The organism is Paenibacillus monticola (genome assembly GCF_009664975.1).
In the GTDB taxonomy this organism is placed as follows: Bacteria; Bacillota; Bacilli; order Paenibacillales; family Paenibacillaceae; genus Paenibacillus_AQ; species Paenibacillus_AQ monticola.
In genome coordinates this window covers 717,639-734,956 of the sequence record NZ_WJXB01000001.1, presented here as the reverse complement: position 1 = coordinate 734,956, position 17,318 = coordinate 717,639, and the positions used below count along the sequence as shown (strand labels likewise).

The following is a 17,318-nucleotide window of genomic DNA, read 5'->3' as shown; positions in this document are numbered from 1 at the left end:
ATTAAATCCCCTTTCCTAAAAGCTTTTGATAAGCTACATATTCAGCCGTCCCGGTTTGGGTAATACGTGCCTGTACTCCGGCTATCTCGTCCAATGGCACAATGAGATCATCGACACCTGGCTGCTCGGTAAGCAGAGGCTGCAAATACGCCGGAATGCCACCACGAAACACCGTAGATTGCAACAGCCGTCCGCCCGGCAGACTCGGGCCAAGATACATGCGTGTCGGTTCTTTTGCTGCTTGTTTAACGACTGTCACCTTCGGTTTTTGATCCTTTATTTCACTCACAAAATAACCTCCTGTCTAATTTGCGGAAGAGTCCAAGTCGTTACCGCTTGGCATATCCATTGCGGTTCCGGCTGGTCCTCAAGAAACTTCCATTTCCAATCCGGTTCGATCCGAAATTTTTTATCAATGATTCGCTGACGCATCAACAAAATGCGAACCCGCTCCATGAGGTTTAGTACATCAATAAAGCCGGAATCATCTTCCGACTGTGTCCCAAATAGCAGTTTGACCTGAGCCCGGCTTTCGTCTTTGTCACTGTCCCCCTCCATGGGGCGGATGATAATCAGCGGAAACACTGGGTCGTCCCGGGTCGCTGCTGTTTTAGAAGGCAACGCACCCAAATGCACTGCGGGAATAGTTGCTGCATCGTCAGCCAGCTCCTTTACTAGGAATTCCTTCAGTGCCATCATCAGCATCACTGGCGTCATGACGTACCTCCTCCCAAGCGACGGTTCAATTCATGCTCCAACCGCTTATCCATTTCATCGATAGCTACGCTTTCCAAATGATCCACAACCTCCGGATTATTGAGCATGACGGGTACCGCTGGACCATAAAGTTCTTCCACCGGAAGCCGTGAGCGAGCACTCCGCCGATAAATGCCGACATGCCCGCTGCTCATACGAGCGATAAACGCCCCGTCCACTTTTTTGTTACCGCCAGCGCGTTTAATCGCTGCCTTCAGCACACGGGGCTTTTTGCCTCCAACAACCTTTGGATTTGTCCGAAAATTGATGATCGGAATGTTCCCCCCCTTCCAGCGCAGCTCGCTGCTTAGATTGCTGATACTGCCACGACGCAAAACGACTTGATCGGTAACCGCCTTCGACTTGACAAGATAGGTTTCTTTTACCTTGCGGCCTGACTCAGTTTTAAGCCGCTGCGATGTTCGGTTTAGAGCCGAATAGAAAGACTTCCGAACGTCTGTTTCCAGCGAACCTACTCGCCGCAGCGCCTCACGGATTCCTCTTGCTTCGACTCGGACATCAATCATGTGACATTCGCCTCCAATGAGATCGTAAGCATCCCCATCTCCTCAGCTACCTGGTCTACACGGTACCGTTGGTCCTTAATCACCATCCGTTGTTCCGGCTCAGGTTTATATCCAAGTTCGGTCATACTGACAAACAGTACATGCGTAACCAGTGCAACCCCCTCGGCATAGGCCAGGGGGTGCCTACTGTCGCTGACGGAATCAAGAGAAGCTTTAACTTCAACGCCGTCAATGATATAGGGATCCGCAAACTCATTTTGATTCAGGAATGTCCTCTGAATGTCCTCTGCAAGAAAGTCCTTAAACCCCTTCATTGGAATCTGCCTGATCATAGTAATCTGAATACTGTTGCAGACGTAGTTCTTCATTTGAATCCGGCTCTATTTCCAGCTCAAGCAGCAATTCTTTTTGTCTTGAAGCTTTCAGTTTGCTAAACTCTTCAACAGTAGGCAGCTCGTGCAATTCTTCCTGCTCGCCAGTAAGGAGGTTTGTCTTTTGTATCTGATCCTCTGCAGGAAAATCTTGTGCTAAGATTATATCTTTGCTGGACAGATGTTGAACCTCCGAAGGATCAGCATTAAAAAAGGAACCCTTTGGATAAAGGACTCCTTCGTATTTTACAAATCCTTTATTTACTTTGTATTCCAAAATATTCGCCTCCCTTAGATGGTGTTAATAACGGCCCAAGAATCAACATCGAATGCCTTCGGAATCGGTCTGGACTTGAGAATCAGCGATTTGGTATCCGTAGTTCTATCTACAGTTACCTTCGAAAGACGAGGTGCTTCAACGGTCACAAAATTAATGGAATCTTCAGGGATAACCGTAATCGCACCATAGAGCATTTCTCCCAGTTCACGGGACCCTACAATAACCTTATCATGTTCGATGTAAGGTTTGAGTAAACCCGCTGCATCATCGTAGTACCATGCATTATAAGAGTATAAATCAACTCCCAGTTCGATCAGACGGCCAATATATGCATAACCGTTACCATTCTGCAGATTTAGCTGAGGATTGAATGCACCAAATTGAGCATATCGCAAATCCATATACTTTTTCAGGAAGGCTTCGTCGTCCAACAAATTACGAGCCGCTCCTTGCCCTAATACCATAACTTCTGGATTCCAGCCTGCCTGCCGCACTAAGGTTACCGCATCGAATAGATCACTGTATTTTTTTGAAGTCGATTGGTTCCAGCGGTTGACTCCAGTCAAGTTGATGATATTATCGAAACCAAAATCGAGAGTATCCTCCCGTACCTTTGTGGCAGTGTCGTCTACATAGCCGGAGACGGTTACGATTCCGGATTGCATCAGCTGCCCGATCATGATTTCCTCACGGCGGATAGCCATATCCTCCAACTCATTGTAATCATTCTGCATAATAATAAGCGCCCGTTCTTCTGGAGTCATGCCGCCGAATACATTCTCACCAGGCGTCCGTTGCTGCAGCAGATCCACATCATACGGGCGGGAGATATTAATGAACGGTGGTGTGTAGATATCTGTTCTAATCCCATCCCGACGGATATTAATCGGACGCGATCCCTCTGCGATAAATGGTGCCGCGCGCTGCCGATTTTTATAAAAATCCATCATTACATGTTTGGTAGGGAAGGTTTGAAAACTCGGCATGAAGGTATCCCGCAAAAAAGTGGTGACCGGCATACGGTGAATATGTGCCTGGCCCATAGTTTGCGGTTCATTTATGTTCACATTCCCATTAAATCCAGCAAGGGCATTCTGCGGGCGTGCAAGACCACGCTGCAGACGATTCACAATCGTACTTTGTCTCAATTTCATTTCTCAACTCTCCTTTAGTAGTCTGTTCTATAGTGAATGTTTACTTGACGAAGTTCTTCGGCATGAGCCAACAAGGTGTCGTCTTCAGCCACAATTAATACATCAGCATTGAAGATACCTGTCTTAAATACAACGGCTCCTATTGCAACCGTACCGGTATCCACATCTTCTGCCAGTACATACTGTGCGACCTTACTGCCGTCTGTAGCCTCGATGTCAACCAATTTACCCTGCTTGTTTGCGGTAACGATGCCTAACACCGTCCCTTTTTGAAGTTCTCCCTGGTTAGGAGCCAGTGTAATAGACGTTGTTAGCGCGGGCACCTCAGTACCTGCAAAGAAGTGGCGGAAACCGCCATTCTCAAATCGTGCAACATGATTATCCAAACTGATTACCCCCTTCTCAAATTCTGCGGCCGTCCGGATTGGGATGCTGCAGCAAATGTACTGAACACGGCATTCACATCTTTAAGATTGTTCAGGTCATATTCTTTTTCACCGCCCTGATCCAACGTTTGACCATGTACACCTCCGGTTCCCGCTGCTTGATTGGCTGCAACAGCTTGGTTAAACAACCCCACGTTCAGCATTTTCCCTTCCTTCATTGCCTTAAAGGCCAATTGCTCGGCGGTAATAGGGTTAGTGTACTTGGCATCATTCACCAATTCAGAGTCGATGTTAGCTGCAATCGCGTCGATACCTTTCAAACGCTCACGCTCAACTGTAGCTGCATCAACAAAAGGAACTGGATTCGCGGCAGCTTGAGGCGCAGCAACAGGTGGAACTGCAGGCGGTGCGGTAGGCACCGGAGAATTAATAGGACTTGCTGGTGTTCCTGACATATTGGTTCCCTCTCCTTCATGTTTCAAAAATGGGTTGTTCTTCATCTTACTTGTGTCTACGGCAAGCGAATTGACAATTGCATACCTTCCAGCATTGACTACCTCAACGGTTTTGTCATAGAGAACTTCATCGGCAAAGCCCATCTCTAACGCCTGCTTGCCGGTCATGTATGTTTCGTTGGTCATGAGCTTGGCAATCTCTTTGTCCGACAGGTTTGATTTGGACATATATGCGGCGACGATGCTGTTCTTAACTTGATCCAGCAGATCTTTCATGTCAGCCAGATCCTCGGCATTGTAATATCCGCTGATACCAATCAATGGATCATGAATCATCAGCGTGGCATTTACGGGCATAATCAGTTTATCCGCAGCCATGGCAATGACACTGGCCGCAGAAGCCGCAATACCGTCGATATAGACAGTGACAAATGCCTGATTCCGTTTAAGCACGTTATGAATGGTATGGGCAGCGTACACATCCCCACCATCACTGTTGATATAGACTGCGATATTCTTCTTAGCCCCAAGCGCATTCAGTTCTCGCACGAACTCAACTTGATCTGTCGCTTCCATTCCGAAATACTCATAGACCCAGCCATCACCGTTAACAATGGGGCCGTACACATAAAGCTCTGCTTCGTCTTCGCTACTGTTTACAATGTTCCAAAATTTAAGCTTTGGAATTGCCATCTTCTTTATCACCTCCTTCATCAGGTCCCGTGTTTGGATTGTTGATGTTTGGCAGACCGGCCCGGGTTTCCCATTCGCGGCGCAATACATCAACATTGGAATCCCAATCCATGCCGGTCAGTTCGCTGGTTTCCTTTTCAAACGTCGAAAAACCATAATTGATCCTCATGGCCGAGGCTGTAACTTCTTTGATTGGATCAATTTGCCCCGGGCTCGGGCCAATCCAAAGTGCCGCACTCCAGAGTTTCCGTCGGGCTGGGTCCGTAAAAAAACCGGGTGCTTGAATGCGCCCGGTGGAGATAGCCTCAAAGAGCCAGGTTTCATACAACGGTTGACAAAAGTCCGCCGCGAACCAGTCCCGCCGATCCCGAAAGGTTCGCCAGGCTTGCAGCAGAGCCGCCCTTGATGCCGAATAACTACTGTTAAATACGCCAAGCAAGACCTCAAACGGCATGTCCAGCGCTGAACCAGCCAGCTTTGCCATGGTCATGGTAAAGGAATCGAACCCTGCTGTCGGATGTGTCGGATCTCCAAAGGTTACATCTTCACCAGCTCCCAGGACGTTGATCGTGCCCGGTCCCATTTCATAACTTGCCAGCCGATCTTCTGCAGACATCTCGATTTGATCTTCTGGTGCAATGGAATTGGAAAAGGGAATGTCGTTTTTCGTGCCGTCCACTTTAATGAAAGCTGCGAAAAAACTATTAACGATGGCAGCCGCAATTTCAGCATCGGCGTAACGGTTCATCTGCTTAATCTGCTCGATCACCGGAGCCAAATATGGCACGCCGCGATATTGATCAGGACGTTCCGGATCTACGATGAATACACAATTTGGAAGCCCCGTTACGCGGTTAATCGCTTCAACCCGGGCCCAACTGATAGGTTTACGGGTTGGGACTAATGAATTAGGGTGTTTATTGCTGATCCAGTAAGCAACTACCTTACCACTCGGATCTGTCTCCACCCCGTTTTGAATCGCACCGCCGGACGGTAACTCTGCAAAAGTGCCAGGCTCTATACTCTCCGCTCCCATGAACGATTGCCCTGCGAATTGCTGAGGATTATTTAAACGGTCAGCCTCAACTAAATGCAGCCGCAGCCTGTACGGGTTCAGCATTTCCGGCTGGTCAGTATATTTGACCACGCCCAGTGAGTCCCCATTAAGTAGCCAACCGGTCAGCGCAATTCGCTGGGAATCATAAAAGTCATTTAACCCGGTATGGTCAATCTTTGATCCGGCCCATAGGCTAAACTCAAATTCGGTCTTATCCTCCCAGGCTTTTGCCTGCTCCGGGGTGATGTCAAGCATCCGGTAATTGAGTTGGCATTTCAGGGATAACCCGGACCCGAGAATGTTCGACTTGTTTTTATTGATAGCCCCGGCAGCAATGCCTCCGCTCATATACAAGTCCCGAGAACGTTCACGCAACAACCGGAGGTTACTACCCACGTCTTCCTGCGGGCTGCGGCTGGTGCTCTCCCATCCCTGCATAGACTTCTTCTGGCGGCTCGCTCCGTTGTGGCTATAACCACTATTGGTGAACTGCTTCATTACGGATAGATGCACTCGCGCAGCTTCCCGCTTTAGTGCCCGAATAGGAGACAACCAAGCTATTGTTTTGTCAACCACATTCACAAGTTCAATCAACTCCTTTCAGACCATATGCACTAAACCCGGGGCGGCCAGTCCCACTTTCCACCCTCTTGGCCTTGAACGACGTTCAGATTAAAAAACATTCCCGTCGGATTGAGCACACACAAATCAACACACGTTGCATTGTGAACCTGAGTGATGATTGCTGCTCTCGGCTCGCTTTTGTATTCCCCTCCCGGCGTACCGTAGCTTTGATAATGGACTATTCTTCCCACTGATGGGTGTTGCATCTGAATTCCTCCTTATAAATCCCGGAATACAACCCGGTATGATTTCCGTTTATCCGATCCTTGCGCCAAAGCGTTCTCTAATTCATCCTTCCTGTTTTCCAATTCCGTGATTTGCTCACGAATCGCGTTCAGGTCGCCACGCTTCAGGCTCCGACTTCCAAGGCTGTACTCTTGAGCACCTCCAAGAATGGCCTCCTCCTCCGCATAATATCCATCCAGCCGCCGGACCACGGAAGCAAGACGCTGTTCTATACGGCCGCGTTGCTGCTGGTTCATCTAAGCTCACCTACCATATATTTTGTTTTTTGACATACTTCTTTTTGCTGGCCTGCTTCTTTGCGCTGCTCGGTGCCGGGGTTGTCCCAGTTCTAAGGGCTTGCTCAAAGATTGGTTGAATAATTTCCAGTGCTGCCAGCGCATAGTTTCGCAAGTCAAAGGGTTCATTTCGTGCGGTGGTTTTAATCCACTCATACCGAGGCTTGCCGCGGGAAAATCGAAGCGCCTTCCGTTCAGAAGTCAAACCCTTGAAATACTTCTGTGAATACCCCTTATCCGCCGCTATTGGAAAATGACAATAACCCGGTGCCTCTTCCTCCAATTGTAGATTTGAAGTAATCCGCTCCTTGCCAGCATCAACCCCGACACGAATCAGCAAGCATTTTTCCCGGTTCTTCCGGCTTGAGCCGATGATTATTGGCTTACCGGGACCTCCTTCCCCTTTGATGGCATAAACTCGGCGGTGCTCTCGACTCACACAATACTTATAGACTTCCGTTGTATAATGCCCCCCGGAGTCTACACATGCAGCTGTAACGATTATTCCGGAACCATCTTCCCGCAACCATTTACGATCCAGAAAAGAATCTAGCTGCTGCCAGGTTTCGCTTTGATCCGGCTTACCATGAATGGTGTGATACTGGATGCCCCAGCTCTGTTTGCCAGCTCCCCAGCCTACCACTTCAACTTCGAGCCGATCATCCTGCGTATCAACTCCAGCAGTGAGCAGCACCACATCTTCAGGCACATCCACCTCATGGCCGTAATCTTCCCGGCGCTTGTAAAGCAGCTCATCATCTAATTTCTCGCCTGTCTCTTCCCAAGGTTCAGCCATGACCGTATTAAAGAATGTCTTGAGCATTTCCTTGCCACCCTTGGTCGCTTCCCGGAACTTATTCACGATCCGGGACCAAGAAACAAAGTGAGAAGCCAGAGCATTCAGGTGGAAGCCCCGAGTATCCGCGTGCTCTTTGCGGGCAACCCAAGTCCCAACCCCTGATTTCCATTCGTGTTCCGTTGAAAGCATGCCGCAGTGCTGGCACCGGTAGGCTACGCTTTTGAGCCGATTGGCCTTTTCATCAAATTCAAATTCAATCCCATTCCAGATCAAGGGCTGAGGTTCCTCGCATTCCGGACAAGGCAAATTCCATTGTTCCATGGTGCTATTTTCATAGGCGAAATCAATACGGGAAGCTCCCATAACCGTCGGCGTGCTGATCAGAATCCGTTTTTTGTTCCAGAAGGTTTCACTGCGGGCAGTCGCCAGATTGACCGGATCACCCTCAGTACCAGCCGATTCCGGGAACCGATCAATCTCGTCCATCATGACGATTCGAATCGGGCGGGAAGCCAGCGAAGCCGGGGAATTAGCTCCAGACATGGTAATGCTTCCGCCGGGAAACCGTTTATGCAGAATGGTGTTGCCGCTGTCCTTGCTTTTGACATCGTGAACCTTATCTTTGATGGTTGGATTGTCCCGGATCATCGGGGCCAGGCGGTCTTTGGAAAATGCTTCGGCCATCGTGATCGTCGGCTGCACCAGCATGATCGGCGCGGGGTCATAATCCACGAAAAAACCCATGATATTCATCATGAGTGCGGTTTTCCCGGTCTGAGAAGCCCACTCCAAGACTATCGTTTCGACATGAGGATCATTGATAGCATCCATTGGAGCTTTTTGAAATGGAGCTCTGCTGGTCCGCCACTGTCCAGGCTCTGCCGAATCCTCCCGGGATAATTTGCGGTAAGTGTCTGCCCATTCCGAGACGGTTAGATCCGGAGGCGGGGCGACAAGCTGTGCAAATCCTTTAAATAGTTGATTGAGTTTAGCTGGTATCTTCGGCATCTGCCGTCAACCCCACATACTCTTCACTTACCGCATAGAATTTTTCAGGATCATACTCTGAAAGTTCCGTTGCTGCCTCCTTAACCTCCTTCGTGAGCAGGTCCAGCACCACCGGCAGCTCAGTTTGTCCCAACATTTGAGGAGCGAGTTTGGTAGGAATGGCAAGAATTCTTGCCCGAAAAGTAACAACCATGTCATTCATGACAAGGGCTACATCACCGGCACGGTGCAGTTCCCCATTCATCACCGCAAGTTCAATCTCTGCCTTACGCCGTTTGGCACGTTCGTGCAGAGCGCGTTCATCGAAGTAGTCAACCTCCGACGGTCCACCGCCGCTTTCTGCTTGAAAGCGAATATAGTTTTGCACACTGCCAGCTGCCATGTACTTCCCGCGCCCGCTCCTTACGATGATGCCCTCTTCCGCAAGTTGCTGAATACGCCTCGGAGACAAACCCAGCAGCTCGGCCATTTGATTCGCATTTAAGACCATTTCGTTTTGAGCATCCCCTGATTTCGCCATTCCTTTTCCTCACCCCCTCTCTGTTATCCCTCATAACACAACAAAAACCCTTATGCATCAAGGGTTTATCGGTCATTCAATATATGCGGTTTTTTATGCATGGCCCTGCATAACGAAACGAAGCGTCCATTCCAAAATCATATCTAGCCGGAAATCGGGCTCACGCGCACCCGCAGTCTTTTTAAAAGTCCAGAGGGACCCAAACCCAAAAGTTTGAAACTTTTTTCGGGCTTTTTTCTCCAATTCAGAAGAGAAAACCTTGGCATTTAATCGGTAAATATCACTGATTGCCCCGGATGATAGGCTTAACGACTATCAACTTACATCCCCTCGTCAAAACAGCACGCCTCAATTCTTTAAGGTGTCGCTCTGGCACAACATCAAACACAACCGTTTTTATGCCTTGTAGTGATAGGGGTTTGATTTTTAGAAGCTCGTTATGATGTCCGAACTTAACGCCGGATTCTCGATAGAATCTAAACTGCCCTTCTGTACAGATCGCCAGCATATCCTCCTTACCTTTCAAGAGCTCGATGATTGCGCTCGTCGCTCCTTCCCTTCGGTTATAGAACACAATTTGATAGGGATGATCATCATCCAATGCAGCAACCAATCTATCCATAATCGAAGGCGCTGGTACAAGGTCATATCCGCCTGACATATCTCATCACCCTTCCCTATTGATATACAACAAAAAGAGCCGCTTCTCAGCGACCCACTCCTGCATATTAAATTCCCAAACGTTTGTGATTATCGGCCTGCGTGGGAATCGAACCCACCTGAACCATGAGGCCATAATAGTTAATGCCCGTATTTGCACGGTAACGTCCGGCCTATGCCGTTACATATCCCTTATGCTCATATCGCGCCCGGGCGGAGCGCGTTGAGGGCAGTTATTGAACCCCCGTCCCCCGCATCAGACCGCCGCAACATCTACTTGCTACATGTGCTATCAGCTACGCCCCTATGTTATCTGCTGCTATTGCAACGGGCATCATCACTGCTCAGCTCTGACGAGTCCTGCAGCGATAAGGGGCAGCAGGGACACCCGGACGTTGTTGCCGTCCTATGTCCCTACTGTAAGTCTGTTCCTGTCTCATTTTAGTCTCAACTTAGTCTCAATTTAGTCTCAACTTAGTCTCAATTTAGTCTCAAAATTTCGCTGCATCTTCGTACAGCGTCTTGCGAGAGACACCCATATTCGCAGCAATCTGCACATCTGTCAGACCATCGCGGACTCAACCTTCAAGTTTCAGCAGCCCTCCTGGCACGAACCAGTCATGATATTTACCTTTTGCCATTGGGGCTGCCTCCTTTATACAAATTAAAAAGCACCCCAAAGGATGCTTTTCTATTCCTCGCCAACAGCTTTCTCCAAGAGGGCGGGATGAATTTCATTAAGATATTTTTTATAGTCAGTAGAGGTTAAAAGTTCTTTGATTTTAGAGTCCAATATCTCCAAAAAACTATAACCTTCTAATATTAATTGAAAGTCTCTGTAGTTAAAATCAATGATATGGACCTTATCCTCTGTCCGCTCTTTGTGTAAGAACAGCTTTTTTGTTAATCCCACTGCATTATCCCAACCACTACCAGTAAAACCATGGTATGAAAAAAGGAATCCATACTTTGTTGGATTTGATATTAATAAAGAATAAAATTTCCCAACCCAAGTGACATCAATAGTCTTGTTGTAATTTTTGCATTCCGACAAATATATATCTCCAGTGAATGGTAGATACTCTTTGAAATGCTTACCTGTGAAAGAGAGTTCCAATAATTGGTCAATTTCATTGGTTGAATTTCTTATATTTTTATAAACCTTAAACAATCCTGTCTTTTCAAAAAGGAAAACCACTAATTCTTCTAGAGCCTTTCCTTTATGAGTCGTATTGAACTCTTGACGTTCAACCTTTTCTGTACTCACCGTTTTTGAGTTTACGTCTACAAAATTTTGTAAAAGCCTCTTATATTCTTCCATATCAGAGGCTTTAATCCTACTTAATACTTTGTACGCTTCTTCTTTTTCATCAAGTGCTTCAAAGTACTTATCTGGATCAAACCCTATAGTATTAGTCATCTCGAATCACCCTAAATATAACAATGCTTGAGTTCAAAGGATTCAAAATATGACCCATTTCGTCACATTCTATTTCTTCTGGAATCTCAGCAATTGTTTCATAAATTCCTCCAGTGAATTTGCTGCATTTATGACAATAAATCTCGAAATTAGTTGTTAAAAATCCTAACTTCATTACTTCATTTAGCACTTTGTACGCAAGGGTCATATCAATGTTAAGCTCTCTAATAAGCACGCCAGGGTAAATGGTCTTACCCTTAGAATACTTTTTGAGTAGAATCAGAAGTTTCTCCAACTTCGGGGACGTCAGAAGACTCTTTTGTATCAAGCTCTGCTTTATTATCGATAATGTATTTGGTGACATTGTTCATCTTCTCCATATTAGTTTGGCGTCCAAAGAAATTAAGCAAAGTATAACCCTTGTTTTCATAGTTATGCTTAAACTTTACAAGTATTCCTTCGTTCTTGGCGTCACCTTTCCATCTCAACGAAATCCATGGCAGATCTGACGTGTCCTCTGTCTCTGATATAAATTTATCCAGCAGGTCTTTAATTTTAGTACATTGATCAAACAATTCTTCATTAGTTTTAATTAATTCCTTGAGCTCACCTAGTAACGGCAGGATAGGAGCCCCATTTTCCGCAGTATAGAGTTCTGCCTTAGCCCCTGTACTCATACTCATTGCTTGAGAGTGGACAACAACTTCGTTTTGATCTTTTTTATTAATGTAGCTGATGACAGGTGAAATGTTGATGTATTCTAATTCAAATTTAGCAACTTCTTTGAACCAGTTCAACACTCCGACAATCTGATTATGATAAAAAAGTTCATCCTCATATTGAAAAAGGGATCTAGCTCTGTCAAATCTAATTTCCAATACTCCCAAGTATTCATGATAAACACCAAGAACATTATATTTAATTCTCTTCCTAGTTGCTGTTACCGGTAAGAACCCTGTAAGAATTTTCGTAAATTTAAATATTTTTATATTCCCAATGGTAAACAATGTTGGGATAACTTCAGTTGGGTGATTAACGTCTTGTACATTATCATGAAGGAAATTCGGTGAAGTAAAATCAAGTAACTTCCCTTCATTTACCAAACTAAAAAAATCCGGTTTTTGTTTTCCATTTCCCGAAAATATTGCAGAAAAATGATAAGATTTAGTGAATTCGCGCTTTTCCAAAGCTCTCAACACAGCGAGAGATTCAATCCCCTGAGTTAATCGTTCATCTTCTTCAGCTTCTGAAAGGTCAATTGTTTGGGCCCCGCTCTTAATTGGCATGTTCTTTTTTAGTTTTACTACACCTTGCTGTTCAAGTGTACTAAGTAAATCTTTTTGAATATACTTCGGATATGTATTCGAAACGGTCTCAATCATTAATTCTTTATAGATCTCATCTGCTGAACTAACATTTCCAGATGCGTCTGTCATCTAATTCACCCTTTTATGATTATCGTTACCGTTATTTTACACAATATTCTAGGTTTTGGCTATCTTATTTACAGCATAAAAGAGCCCTTCGCAATGAAGGACTCTTCTAGTTAACTCGTCAATTGCCTGCGCCAACTCATGCACAGCATCTCTCCATTGCTCACAAAATTTCAAATGATTCCGGCCAGCTTCAAATGATCCGCAATGGTTGCTACTCCTACACCGATCCTCCGGTTTATTGTTGCTGTACTAGTTGTGGCGGTATATGTCAGCAGCGTAAGCTTATGCTTACGAGCATTTACGTAACGATGCTTGATTATAGCCATTACCTCATCGTCTTCGATAAGCTCAAATGCTCTATTGATCTCCCGCACCTTACCCGCAAAATCCTTGTATTCAATCGCTTCAAGCTCTGTCAACGACTCCTTTTTCTCGTAAACTCCGATTTTCCTGACCATTTTGGGGTATTTTTTTAATAATACTCTTGTCGCCACCTTGTCGATTGCTGTCACACTCGGGAAGAACTCCATTTGCACCACCGCCCCCAGAAGAACACTCCCCTTCTTGCTTATACACACTATCTATTCCCATGGAGAACGTCCGGATGTTAGTTGATATAAAAAATTTCATACTTGGAGTCTTATACCGCACCCAGGCCATACCCCATGCAAGCACTTCAACCGTTTCAGGTAGCGCCCAATCAACAAAGAATCGTTCTCCCGCCTTTAATACTGCCTGTACTTCCTTAACCTTCATTTACTGCCAGCTCGTCAGCAATAAAGAAGTTACCCCAGCCGTCCCACTCCCCTTTCGGAGCTGCAGGCCGTATAGTATGAAGCGTTCCGCAAGCCTTGCATTTTACCTCCATTTGGTTGGGCAGGATATACTCCGTTCCTTTACCCTGGCAATCCGGCTTTTTGCACCAGTAGCGCAAGCGATAGTGAGGCATACCATCTTTATACTTGATTCCTGTCTTATACCATTCTGGATCTTCAGTGCTTTCTTGGGAAGCTACAGGCTGTACCGGAGCCTTTGAAATCAACTCCCTAATCTCTGTGTGCATGGCACGCTCCGATCCAATAAGCGGCAGCTGCTGGGGTCTTCCTGGCTGCTGAGGCATTGAGATTTCAATCGATTCAACTTGCTTAGGTGCCGTTTGCCGCTTTTTCTGAAGGTCTTCCAGATTCAAACCAACAATTGGACCTATCGTCTCGATTTCGGGAAACTTACTCACTTCTGCAGGTTTGACACCAAAGAACCTCATTACCCGTTCAATCGCGGTAAGCTTCAGCTCGTCATTTGGCTCCTCGATCTCCAGCTCCGCATTCTTATTACCTTGACTCATAATCAATTTAAGATAGCTCATTTACACTCATCCTTCCGATTTTTAATATATCCATCAATGGGTATGGGCTTCTTGGCAGCTTCGCCGGTTGGTGCTGGATACTTCATCCGAAATTCGGCCAGCTCCTCTTGCGTGAGCTGAGAATGTTTGATCTCTCCCTGCCCGCCTGCTGCCTGCTCTGCTTTTGAGTCCTTGTTCGCAAAGTGCCAGTCATTCATGATGTGGACCATCTGCCGGCAGATTAATGACAGCGTAGTGAGTGACGTCCGGCCCATCTACAGGAGACATGTCTTCCGTTGTCCAATGCTGTTCGTCTTCGAAATAGTAGTATCCGAACCCTGTTGATCTCCCGTCAGAAACAATGTACTTGGTATGTTCACTCAGAGGTATATCCGGGAACGGGGTCCAGCTAATTGCCACTTGCCGTAAACTGGCATTCAGTTCCTTTTGAATGGCGCGAATCTCCCCTTGGTAAAAGGATTGCCGCTTCATCATTTCATTTCTAGTCTCCTGCAGATGGTTCCGCAATCTCGTGATATCTCTGGAAGAACGAACGGCCAAATCAAGATTTTGTAGCGCAGACCGTTGTACCCGCTCCAGCTCGGCAGAGAGGCGTTCCACCTCATTCCATGCTGCAGTGTATCCAATCAAAAACGGAGGCAGCGCTGCTGCTACTTCATAGTTCAAACCGTCTTCACCGTCTGTTTCTTCAAGGTATACGGTAATCTGCTCGTCCAACCTCTCAAACTCATGTTCTGGAAGCTGTGCTATTGAAACTTGCATCCGCCGCGTTTTGAGGAAATCAATAACTTCCGATAAATAGGATGTAATCAGGTCAGCAAACCCGTACATGACATCAAAATCACCGGCGGGGAACTCATCTTGATAGATAATTAGCCGCTTTCCGGCTCCTGCAGCATAACCCGCTTCCAAGTGTGCTGATTTGCCCGCTGGCAGAATAAGCAGAACAGTATCCGCCCAATCCAACCACTTTTTATCCTCATAAAATGCCCTTTTTACAATAGACTCCTGGAGGACGGTCTGCGCGTTCATTTCCTCCACCTTTGGCAACTTGTCGAAGCTGAACACAAACCGTCCCGCTTCCGGATCACAGAAGGCGTCAACCTCATGCCCGTTTGCCTGCAGCTCCCCTTTAAAGTATTTGACCAATTCCGCATTCTTCCAACTTGACGCGAGATAAATTTTGCTCATATAAGTTCCCCCTTAGACCATCATTTTGTCCGGCAGCGGTATACGCACATGATGTGGCCGCCACAGGTGTAAGCAATACGGATGTTGATTTATATAATTGCTTTTTGCCGGGTGGAGCTGCATAACGGATTCGCTGTCCTCAAAGAAAAGCTCTTTGATTTGCTGCATTTCATCCCAACGGGGACAGCGTTCGGCTGTACTGACGCTCACATGGTCCCAACCCGCTCCAGTGCTGGCGATAACCTGAAATGTAAGGCGGGTACCGGGAAGCTTAATTACAAACGCCCCGTTCCGCTCATCTCCCCAGCCTGCCAGTGTATGATTGACTCTGAATTTTTCTATATGCCCAAATGTACGCATGTTCTTACCTCCCTTACTTAGCCAAGCATTTTAAATTCCCGCTTGTCCGATGCACAATAGACATGTGGCTCGGGGATTCCCGCTCCACTAACCAGTTTGTGGGGTTGAGTTTAAACGACTGTATAATTGCATTCTGGCGGCGCGTTGGCCGTCTGCCTTGTTTCATGTTCAGTCCCCTTTCATGTCCCAATTGACGTAAGTATGCATCGATTTGGATCTGATCTCTACCAAAGCTGCCCCACATATCGGGCAATAGTTCATTTGAGCAAGGTATCCATTCCGATGTTTCGCCGGTCTGATGTCCTGACCGTCCTTCACCGGCTTAGCGACTTCGACTAATACGCTGGATTTCACACGAACAGCAGCCCGCTTCCCATGGTTACTGCATTGTTCGGCGTACATTTCCCCAATCTTTTGCAAGCAATCACACATTGCCGTCCCTCCTAAAATCATTTTGTCGCCAGAGGTGAAGGACTGAGAACAAATCCAGCTCCCGCGTCCATTTATCTGCTGGCTTGTCCTTAAGCCTGTCGTATATGTCTCGGTAATCAATGATTTGGCAAGGTGGCCGATCTTCTTCAAAAAAGAAGAACATCAGACTTCCACCGCTTTAGCACCTACTGCTTTCCGTAGCTGCATGGCGCTCCGCTCGACTGACTCCACCGCACTCTGTATTTCCTTACTCACAGCACTGGCCAGCAGCATCTGCTCCAACTCGTCTACCCACTTGTCACCAAACCATCCATGGCAGCCGATTCGATTGGCTAAATCCTTAAGTCGGTCATATACCGATTGTGTTTGATCAAATCGTTCATACTTCCGGCGGATATCAGATGCTTCCTTTTCCAGCTCGTCCAGCCTGGCGGAAATTTTATGCTTATAGGTTACAGATAAATGATAGCGGTCACCCTTATCTAACACGTATGCCTCGATTCGTTCCCTCTGATCAGAGAAGAATGGATGCCGGTCATTATTTAGGCGGTTCATGATGATGTACATGAGCATGTTTGCTGGAATCTCTACAAGCCGGTACACAGCCTTGCGCTTCGTCTGTAATGTACCTTTTTCCGGATTGTAATAGATAAGGCCTACTTGCTCCGGCAGCTCCTCCGGCTTAATTAGCCCTGTAGGGCAGACAAAGGAAAATTCATGGCACAGCGGCAGGTAACCCATCCATTTATTATCTCGAAGGAAATCACTCCGGCTAACTTTGATCTCATATCCGGAAAGGAGCGGTTTGGACCAACTCTTTCGAACGGCCAATGCATCAAGCTTAAGGTGGTGCTGGACGGACTGTGAAGGTCCGTCCTTTACCTCTGTCATATAAAAATCATCCTTGTGCCGGTCCGCCAGTGCTTTCTTAATCAAATCAGCTCTTACAACAACTTTAGGCATATAGACCTCCTAGTCCACCTTGCGGTATGTGAGTACATCCCAACCACGCCCGGCCAATTCCTTATACATTACCGTCACAGCCTTGCAACGCTTGTCCCCTTGTCCGCTGCTGTCCGGGTTGATCATATATCCAGATCCGATCCAACGACGTTTAGCGCGGCAGTACAGCCCGGCTTTCTGGATGGCATTCAGAACCTTAGTCTCTGGCTGCCGTGGAATGCAGAGGAACACTGAATCTAAATTCGCACTTCCTCCGTCTGGAATAGCTTCAGCTGCCGCTTTGGCCAGTGCGTTCGACTCTCGAAGATCCTTAACGAGCTTATCCCAATCCATGATATT

The 17,318-nt window shown here is 46.7% G+C and carries 27 protein-coding genes; all 27 read right to left on the bottom strand.

The window, feature by feature from the left end:
- Position 1 precedes the first annotated feature (1 nt).
- Complete coding sequence (locus GJB61_RS03110) at positions 2 to 289, bottom strand: hypothetical protein (protein ID WP_154116984.1); 288 nt, start codon at positions 287 to 289, stop codon at positions 2 to 4.
- Positions 286 to 717: a hypothetical protein gene (locus tag GJB61_RS03105; protein WP_154116983.1), complete on the bottom strand. Its 432-nt coding sequence runs from the start codon at positions 715 to 717 to the stop codon at positions 286 to 288. Before GJB61_RS03105 ends, GJB61_RS03110 begins: the two co-directional genes overlap by 4 nt.
- A complete protein-coding gene (locus GJB61_RS03100; RefSeq protein ID WP_154116982.1) occupies positions 714 to 1,283 on the bottom strand; it encodes a phage tail protein in 570 nt (189 codons plus the stop codon). The genes GJB61_RS03105 and GJB61_RS03100 overlap by 4 nt, the downstream gene beginning before the upstream one ends.
- Positions 1,280 to 1,651 (bottom strand): hypothetical protein, encoded by a 372-nt coding sequence (locus GJB61_RS03095; protein ID WP_229521422.1) that lies wholly within the window; start codon positions 1,649 to 1,651, stop codon positions 1,280 to 1,282. The genes GJB61_RS03100 and GJB61_RS03095 overlap by 4 nt, the downstream gene beginning before the upstream one ends.
- Positions 1,584 to 1,931: a hypothetical protein gene (locus GJB61_RS03090; RefSeq protein ID WP_154116980.1), complete on the bottom strand. Its 348-nt coding sequence runs from the start codon at positions 1,929 to 1,931 to the stop codon at positions 1,584 to 1,586. Before GJB61_RS03090 ends, GJB61_RS03095 begins: the two co-directional genes overlap by 68 nt.
- Before the next feature lie 14 nt (positions 1,932 to 1,945).
- Entirely contained in the window at positions 1,946 to 3,088 is a 1,143-nt protein-coding gene (locus GJB61_RS03085) for a major capsid protein (RefSeq protein WP_154116979.1), read from the bottom strand.
- 14 nt (positions 3,089 to 3,102) lie between these two features.
- Positions 3,103 to 3,474: a head decoration protein gene (locus GJB61_RS03080; RefSeq protein ID WP_154116978.1), complete on the bottom strand. Its 372-nt coding sequence runs from the start codon at positions 3,472 to 3,474 to the stop codon at positions 3,103 to 3,105.
- 5 nt (positions 3,475 to 3,479) lie between these two features.
- Entirely contained in the window at positions 3,480 to 4,622 is a 1,143-nt protein-coding gene (locus GJB61_RS03075; RefSeq protein ID WP_195724214.1) for a head maturation protease, ClpP-related, read from the bottom strand.
- Positions 4,603 to 6,261, bottom strand: coding sequence for a phage portal protein (locus GJB61_RS03070; RefSeq protein ID WP_338115649.1), 1,659 nt, complete (start codon positions 6,259 to 6,261; stop codon positions 4,603 to 4,605). The genes GJB61_RS03075 and GJB61_RS03070 overlap by 20 nt, the downstream gene beginning before the upstream one ends.
- Before the next feature lie 32 nt (positions 6,262 to 6,293).
- Positions 6,294 to 6,509, bottom strand: a complete 216-nt coding sequence (locus GJB61_RS31055) for a hypothetical protein (protein WP_195724213.1) — start codon at positions 6,507 to 6,509, stop codon at positions 6,294 to 6,296.
- A gap of 12 nt (positions 6,510 to 6,521) precedes the next feature.
- Positions 6,522 to 6,785: a hypothetical protein gene (locus tag GJB61_RS03065; protein ID WP_154116976.1), complete on the bottom strand. Its 264-nt coding sequence runs from the start codon at positions 6,783 to 6,785 to the stop codon at positions 6,522 to 6,524.
- Positions 6,786 to 6,795: 10 nt separating this feature from the next.
- On the bottom strand, positions 6,796 to 8,631 hold the full coding sequence (locus tag GJB61_RS03060; protein ID WP_154116975.1) for a phage terminase large subunit family protein: 1,836 nt from the start codon (positions 8,629 to 8,631) through the stop codon (positions 6,796 to 6,798).
- Positions 8,612 to 9,151 (bottom strand): hypothetical protein, encoded by a 540-nt coding sequence (locus GJB61_RS03055; RefSeq protein ID WP_154116974.1) that lies wholly within the window; start codon positions 9,149 to 9,151, stop codon positions 8,612 to 8,614. The genes GJB61_RS03060 and GJB61_RS03055 overlap by 20 nt, the downstream gene beginning before the upstream one ends.
- 280 nt (positions 9,152 to 9,431) lie before the next feature.
- Complete coding sequence (locus GJB61_RS03050; protein ID WP_154116973.1) at positions 9,432 to 9,812, bottom strand: hypothetical protein; 381 nt, start codon at positions 9,810 to 9,812, stop codon at positions 9,432 to 9,434.
- Between the two features lie 690 nt (positions 9,813 to 10,502).
- A complete protein-coding gene (locus tag GJB61_RS03045; RefSeq protein ID WP_154116971.1) occupies positions 10,503 to 11,231 on the bottom strand; it encodes a restriction endonuclease in 729 nt (242 codons plus the stop codon).
- The gene (locus tag GJB61_RS31495) at positions 11,224 to 11,526 is read right to left on the bottom strand and encodes a response regulator (RefSeq protein WP_229521421.1); all 303 of its coding nucleotides are present in this window, start codon (positions 11,524 to 11,526) and stop codon (positions 11,224 to 11,226) included. The genes GJB61_RS03045 and GJB61_RS31495 overlap by 8 nt, the downstream gene beginning before the upstream one ends.
- A complete protein-coding gene (locus tag GJB61_RS03040) occupies positions 11,489 to 12,667 on the bottom strand; it encodes a hypothetical protein (RefSeq protein ID WP_154116969.1) in 1,179 nt (392 codons plus the stop codon). Before GJB61_RS03040 ends, GJB61_RS31495 begins: the two co-directional genes overlap by 38 nt.
- A 170-nt stretch (positions 12,668 to 12,837) precedes the next feature.
- Positions 12,838 to 13,086, bottom strand: a complete 249-nt coding sequence (locus GJB61_RS03035; protein ID WP_154116967.1) for a hypothetical protein — start codon at positions 13,084 to 13,086, stop codon at positions 12,838 to 12,840.
- The gene (locus GJB61_RS31490) at positions 13,073 to 13,423 is read right to left on the bottom strand and encodes a hypothetical protein (RefSeq protein ID WP_154116965.1); all 351 of its coding nucleotides are present in this window, start codon (positions 13,421 to 13,423) and stop codon (positions 13,073 to 13,075) included. Before GJB61_RS31490 ends, GJB61_RS03035 begins: the two co-directional genes overlap by 14 nt.
- Positions 13,413 to 14,033 (bottom strand): hypothetical protein, encoded by a 621-nt coding sequence (locus GJB61_RS03025; RefSeq protein WP_154116963.1) that lies wholly within the window; start codon positions 14,031 to 14,033, stop codon positions 13,413 to 13,415. The genes GJB61_RS31490 and GJB61_RS03025 overlap by 11 nt, the downstream gene beginning before the upstream one ends.
- Positions 14,030 to 14,230, bottom strand: a complete 201-nt coding sequence (locus GJB61_RS03020) for a hypothetical protein (RefSeq protein WP_154116961.1) — start codon at positions 14,228 to 14,230, stop codon at positions 14,030 to 14,032. Before GJB61_RS03020 ends, GJB61_RS03025 begins: the two co-directional genes overlap by 4 nt.
- The gene (locus GJB61_RS31050) at positions 14,223 to 15,224 is read right to left on the bottom strand and encodes a hypothetical protein (protein WP_195724211.1); all 1,002 of its coding nucleotides are present in this window, start codon (positions 15,222 to 15,224) and stop codon (positions 14,223 to 14,225) included. Before GJB61_RS31050 ends, GJB61_RS03020 begins: the two co-directional genes overlap by 8 nt.
- A gap of 12 nt (positions 15,225 to 15,236) precedes the next feature.
- Positions 15,237 to 15,584 (bottom strand): DUF7694 domain-containing protein, encoded by a 348-nt coding sequence (locus GJB61_RS03010; RefSeq protein WP_154116958.1) that lies wholly within the window; start codon positions 15,582 to 15,584, stop codon positions 15,237 to 15,239.
- 13 nt (positions 15,585 to 15,597) lie between these two features.
- The gene (locus GJB61_RS32485; RefSeq protein WP_420819722.1) at positions 15,598 to 15,750 is read right to left on the bottom strand and encodes a DUF6906 family protein; all 153 of its coding nucleotides are present in this window, start codon (positions 15,748 to 15,750) and stop codon (positions 15,598 to 15,600) included.
- Between the two features lie 2 nt (positions 15,751 to 15,752).
- On the bottom strand, positions 15,753 to 16,166 hold the full coding sequence (locus tag GJB61_RS31045; protein WP_195724210.1) for a hypothetical protein: 414 nt from the start codon (positions 16,164 to 16,166) through the stop codon (positions 15,753 to 15,755).
- A 12-nt stretch (positions 16,167 to 16,178) separates the two neighbouring features.
- The gene (locus tag GJB61_RS03000; RefSeq protein WP_154116954.1) at positions 16,179 to 16,979 is read right to left on the bottom strand and encodes a hypothetical protein; all 801 of its coding nucleotides are present in this window, start codon (positions 16,977 to 16,979) and stop codon (positions 16,179 to 16,181) included.
- Between the two features lie 9 nt (positions 16,980 to 16,988).
- Entirely contained in the window at positions 16,989 to 17,312 is a 324-nt protein-coding gene (locus GJB61_RS02995; RefSeq protein ID WP_154116951.1) for a hypothetical protein, read from the bottom strand.
- Positions 17,313 to 17,318: the final 6 nt, after the last annotated feature.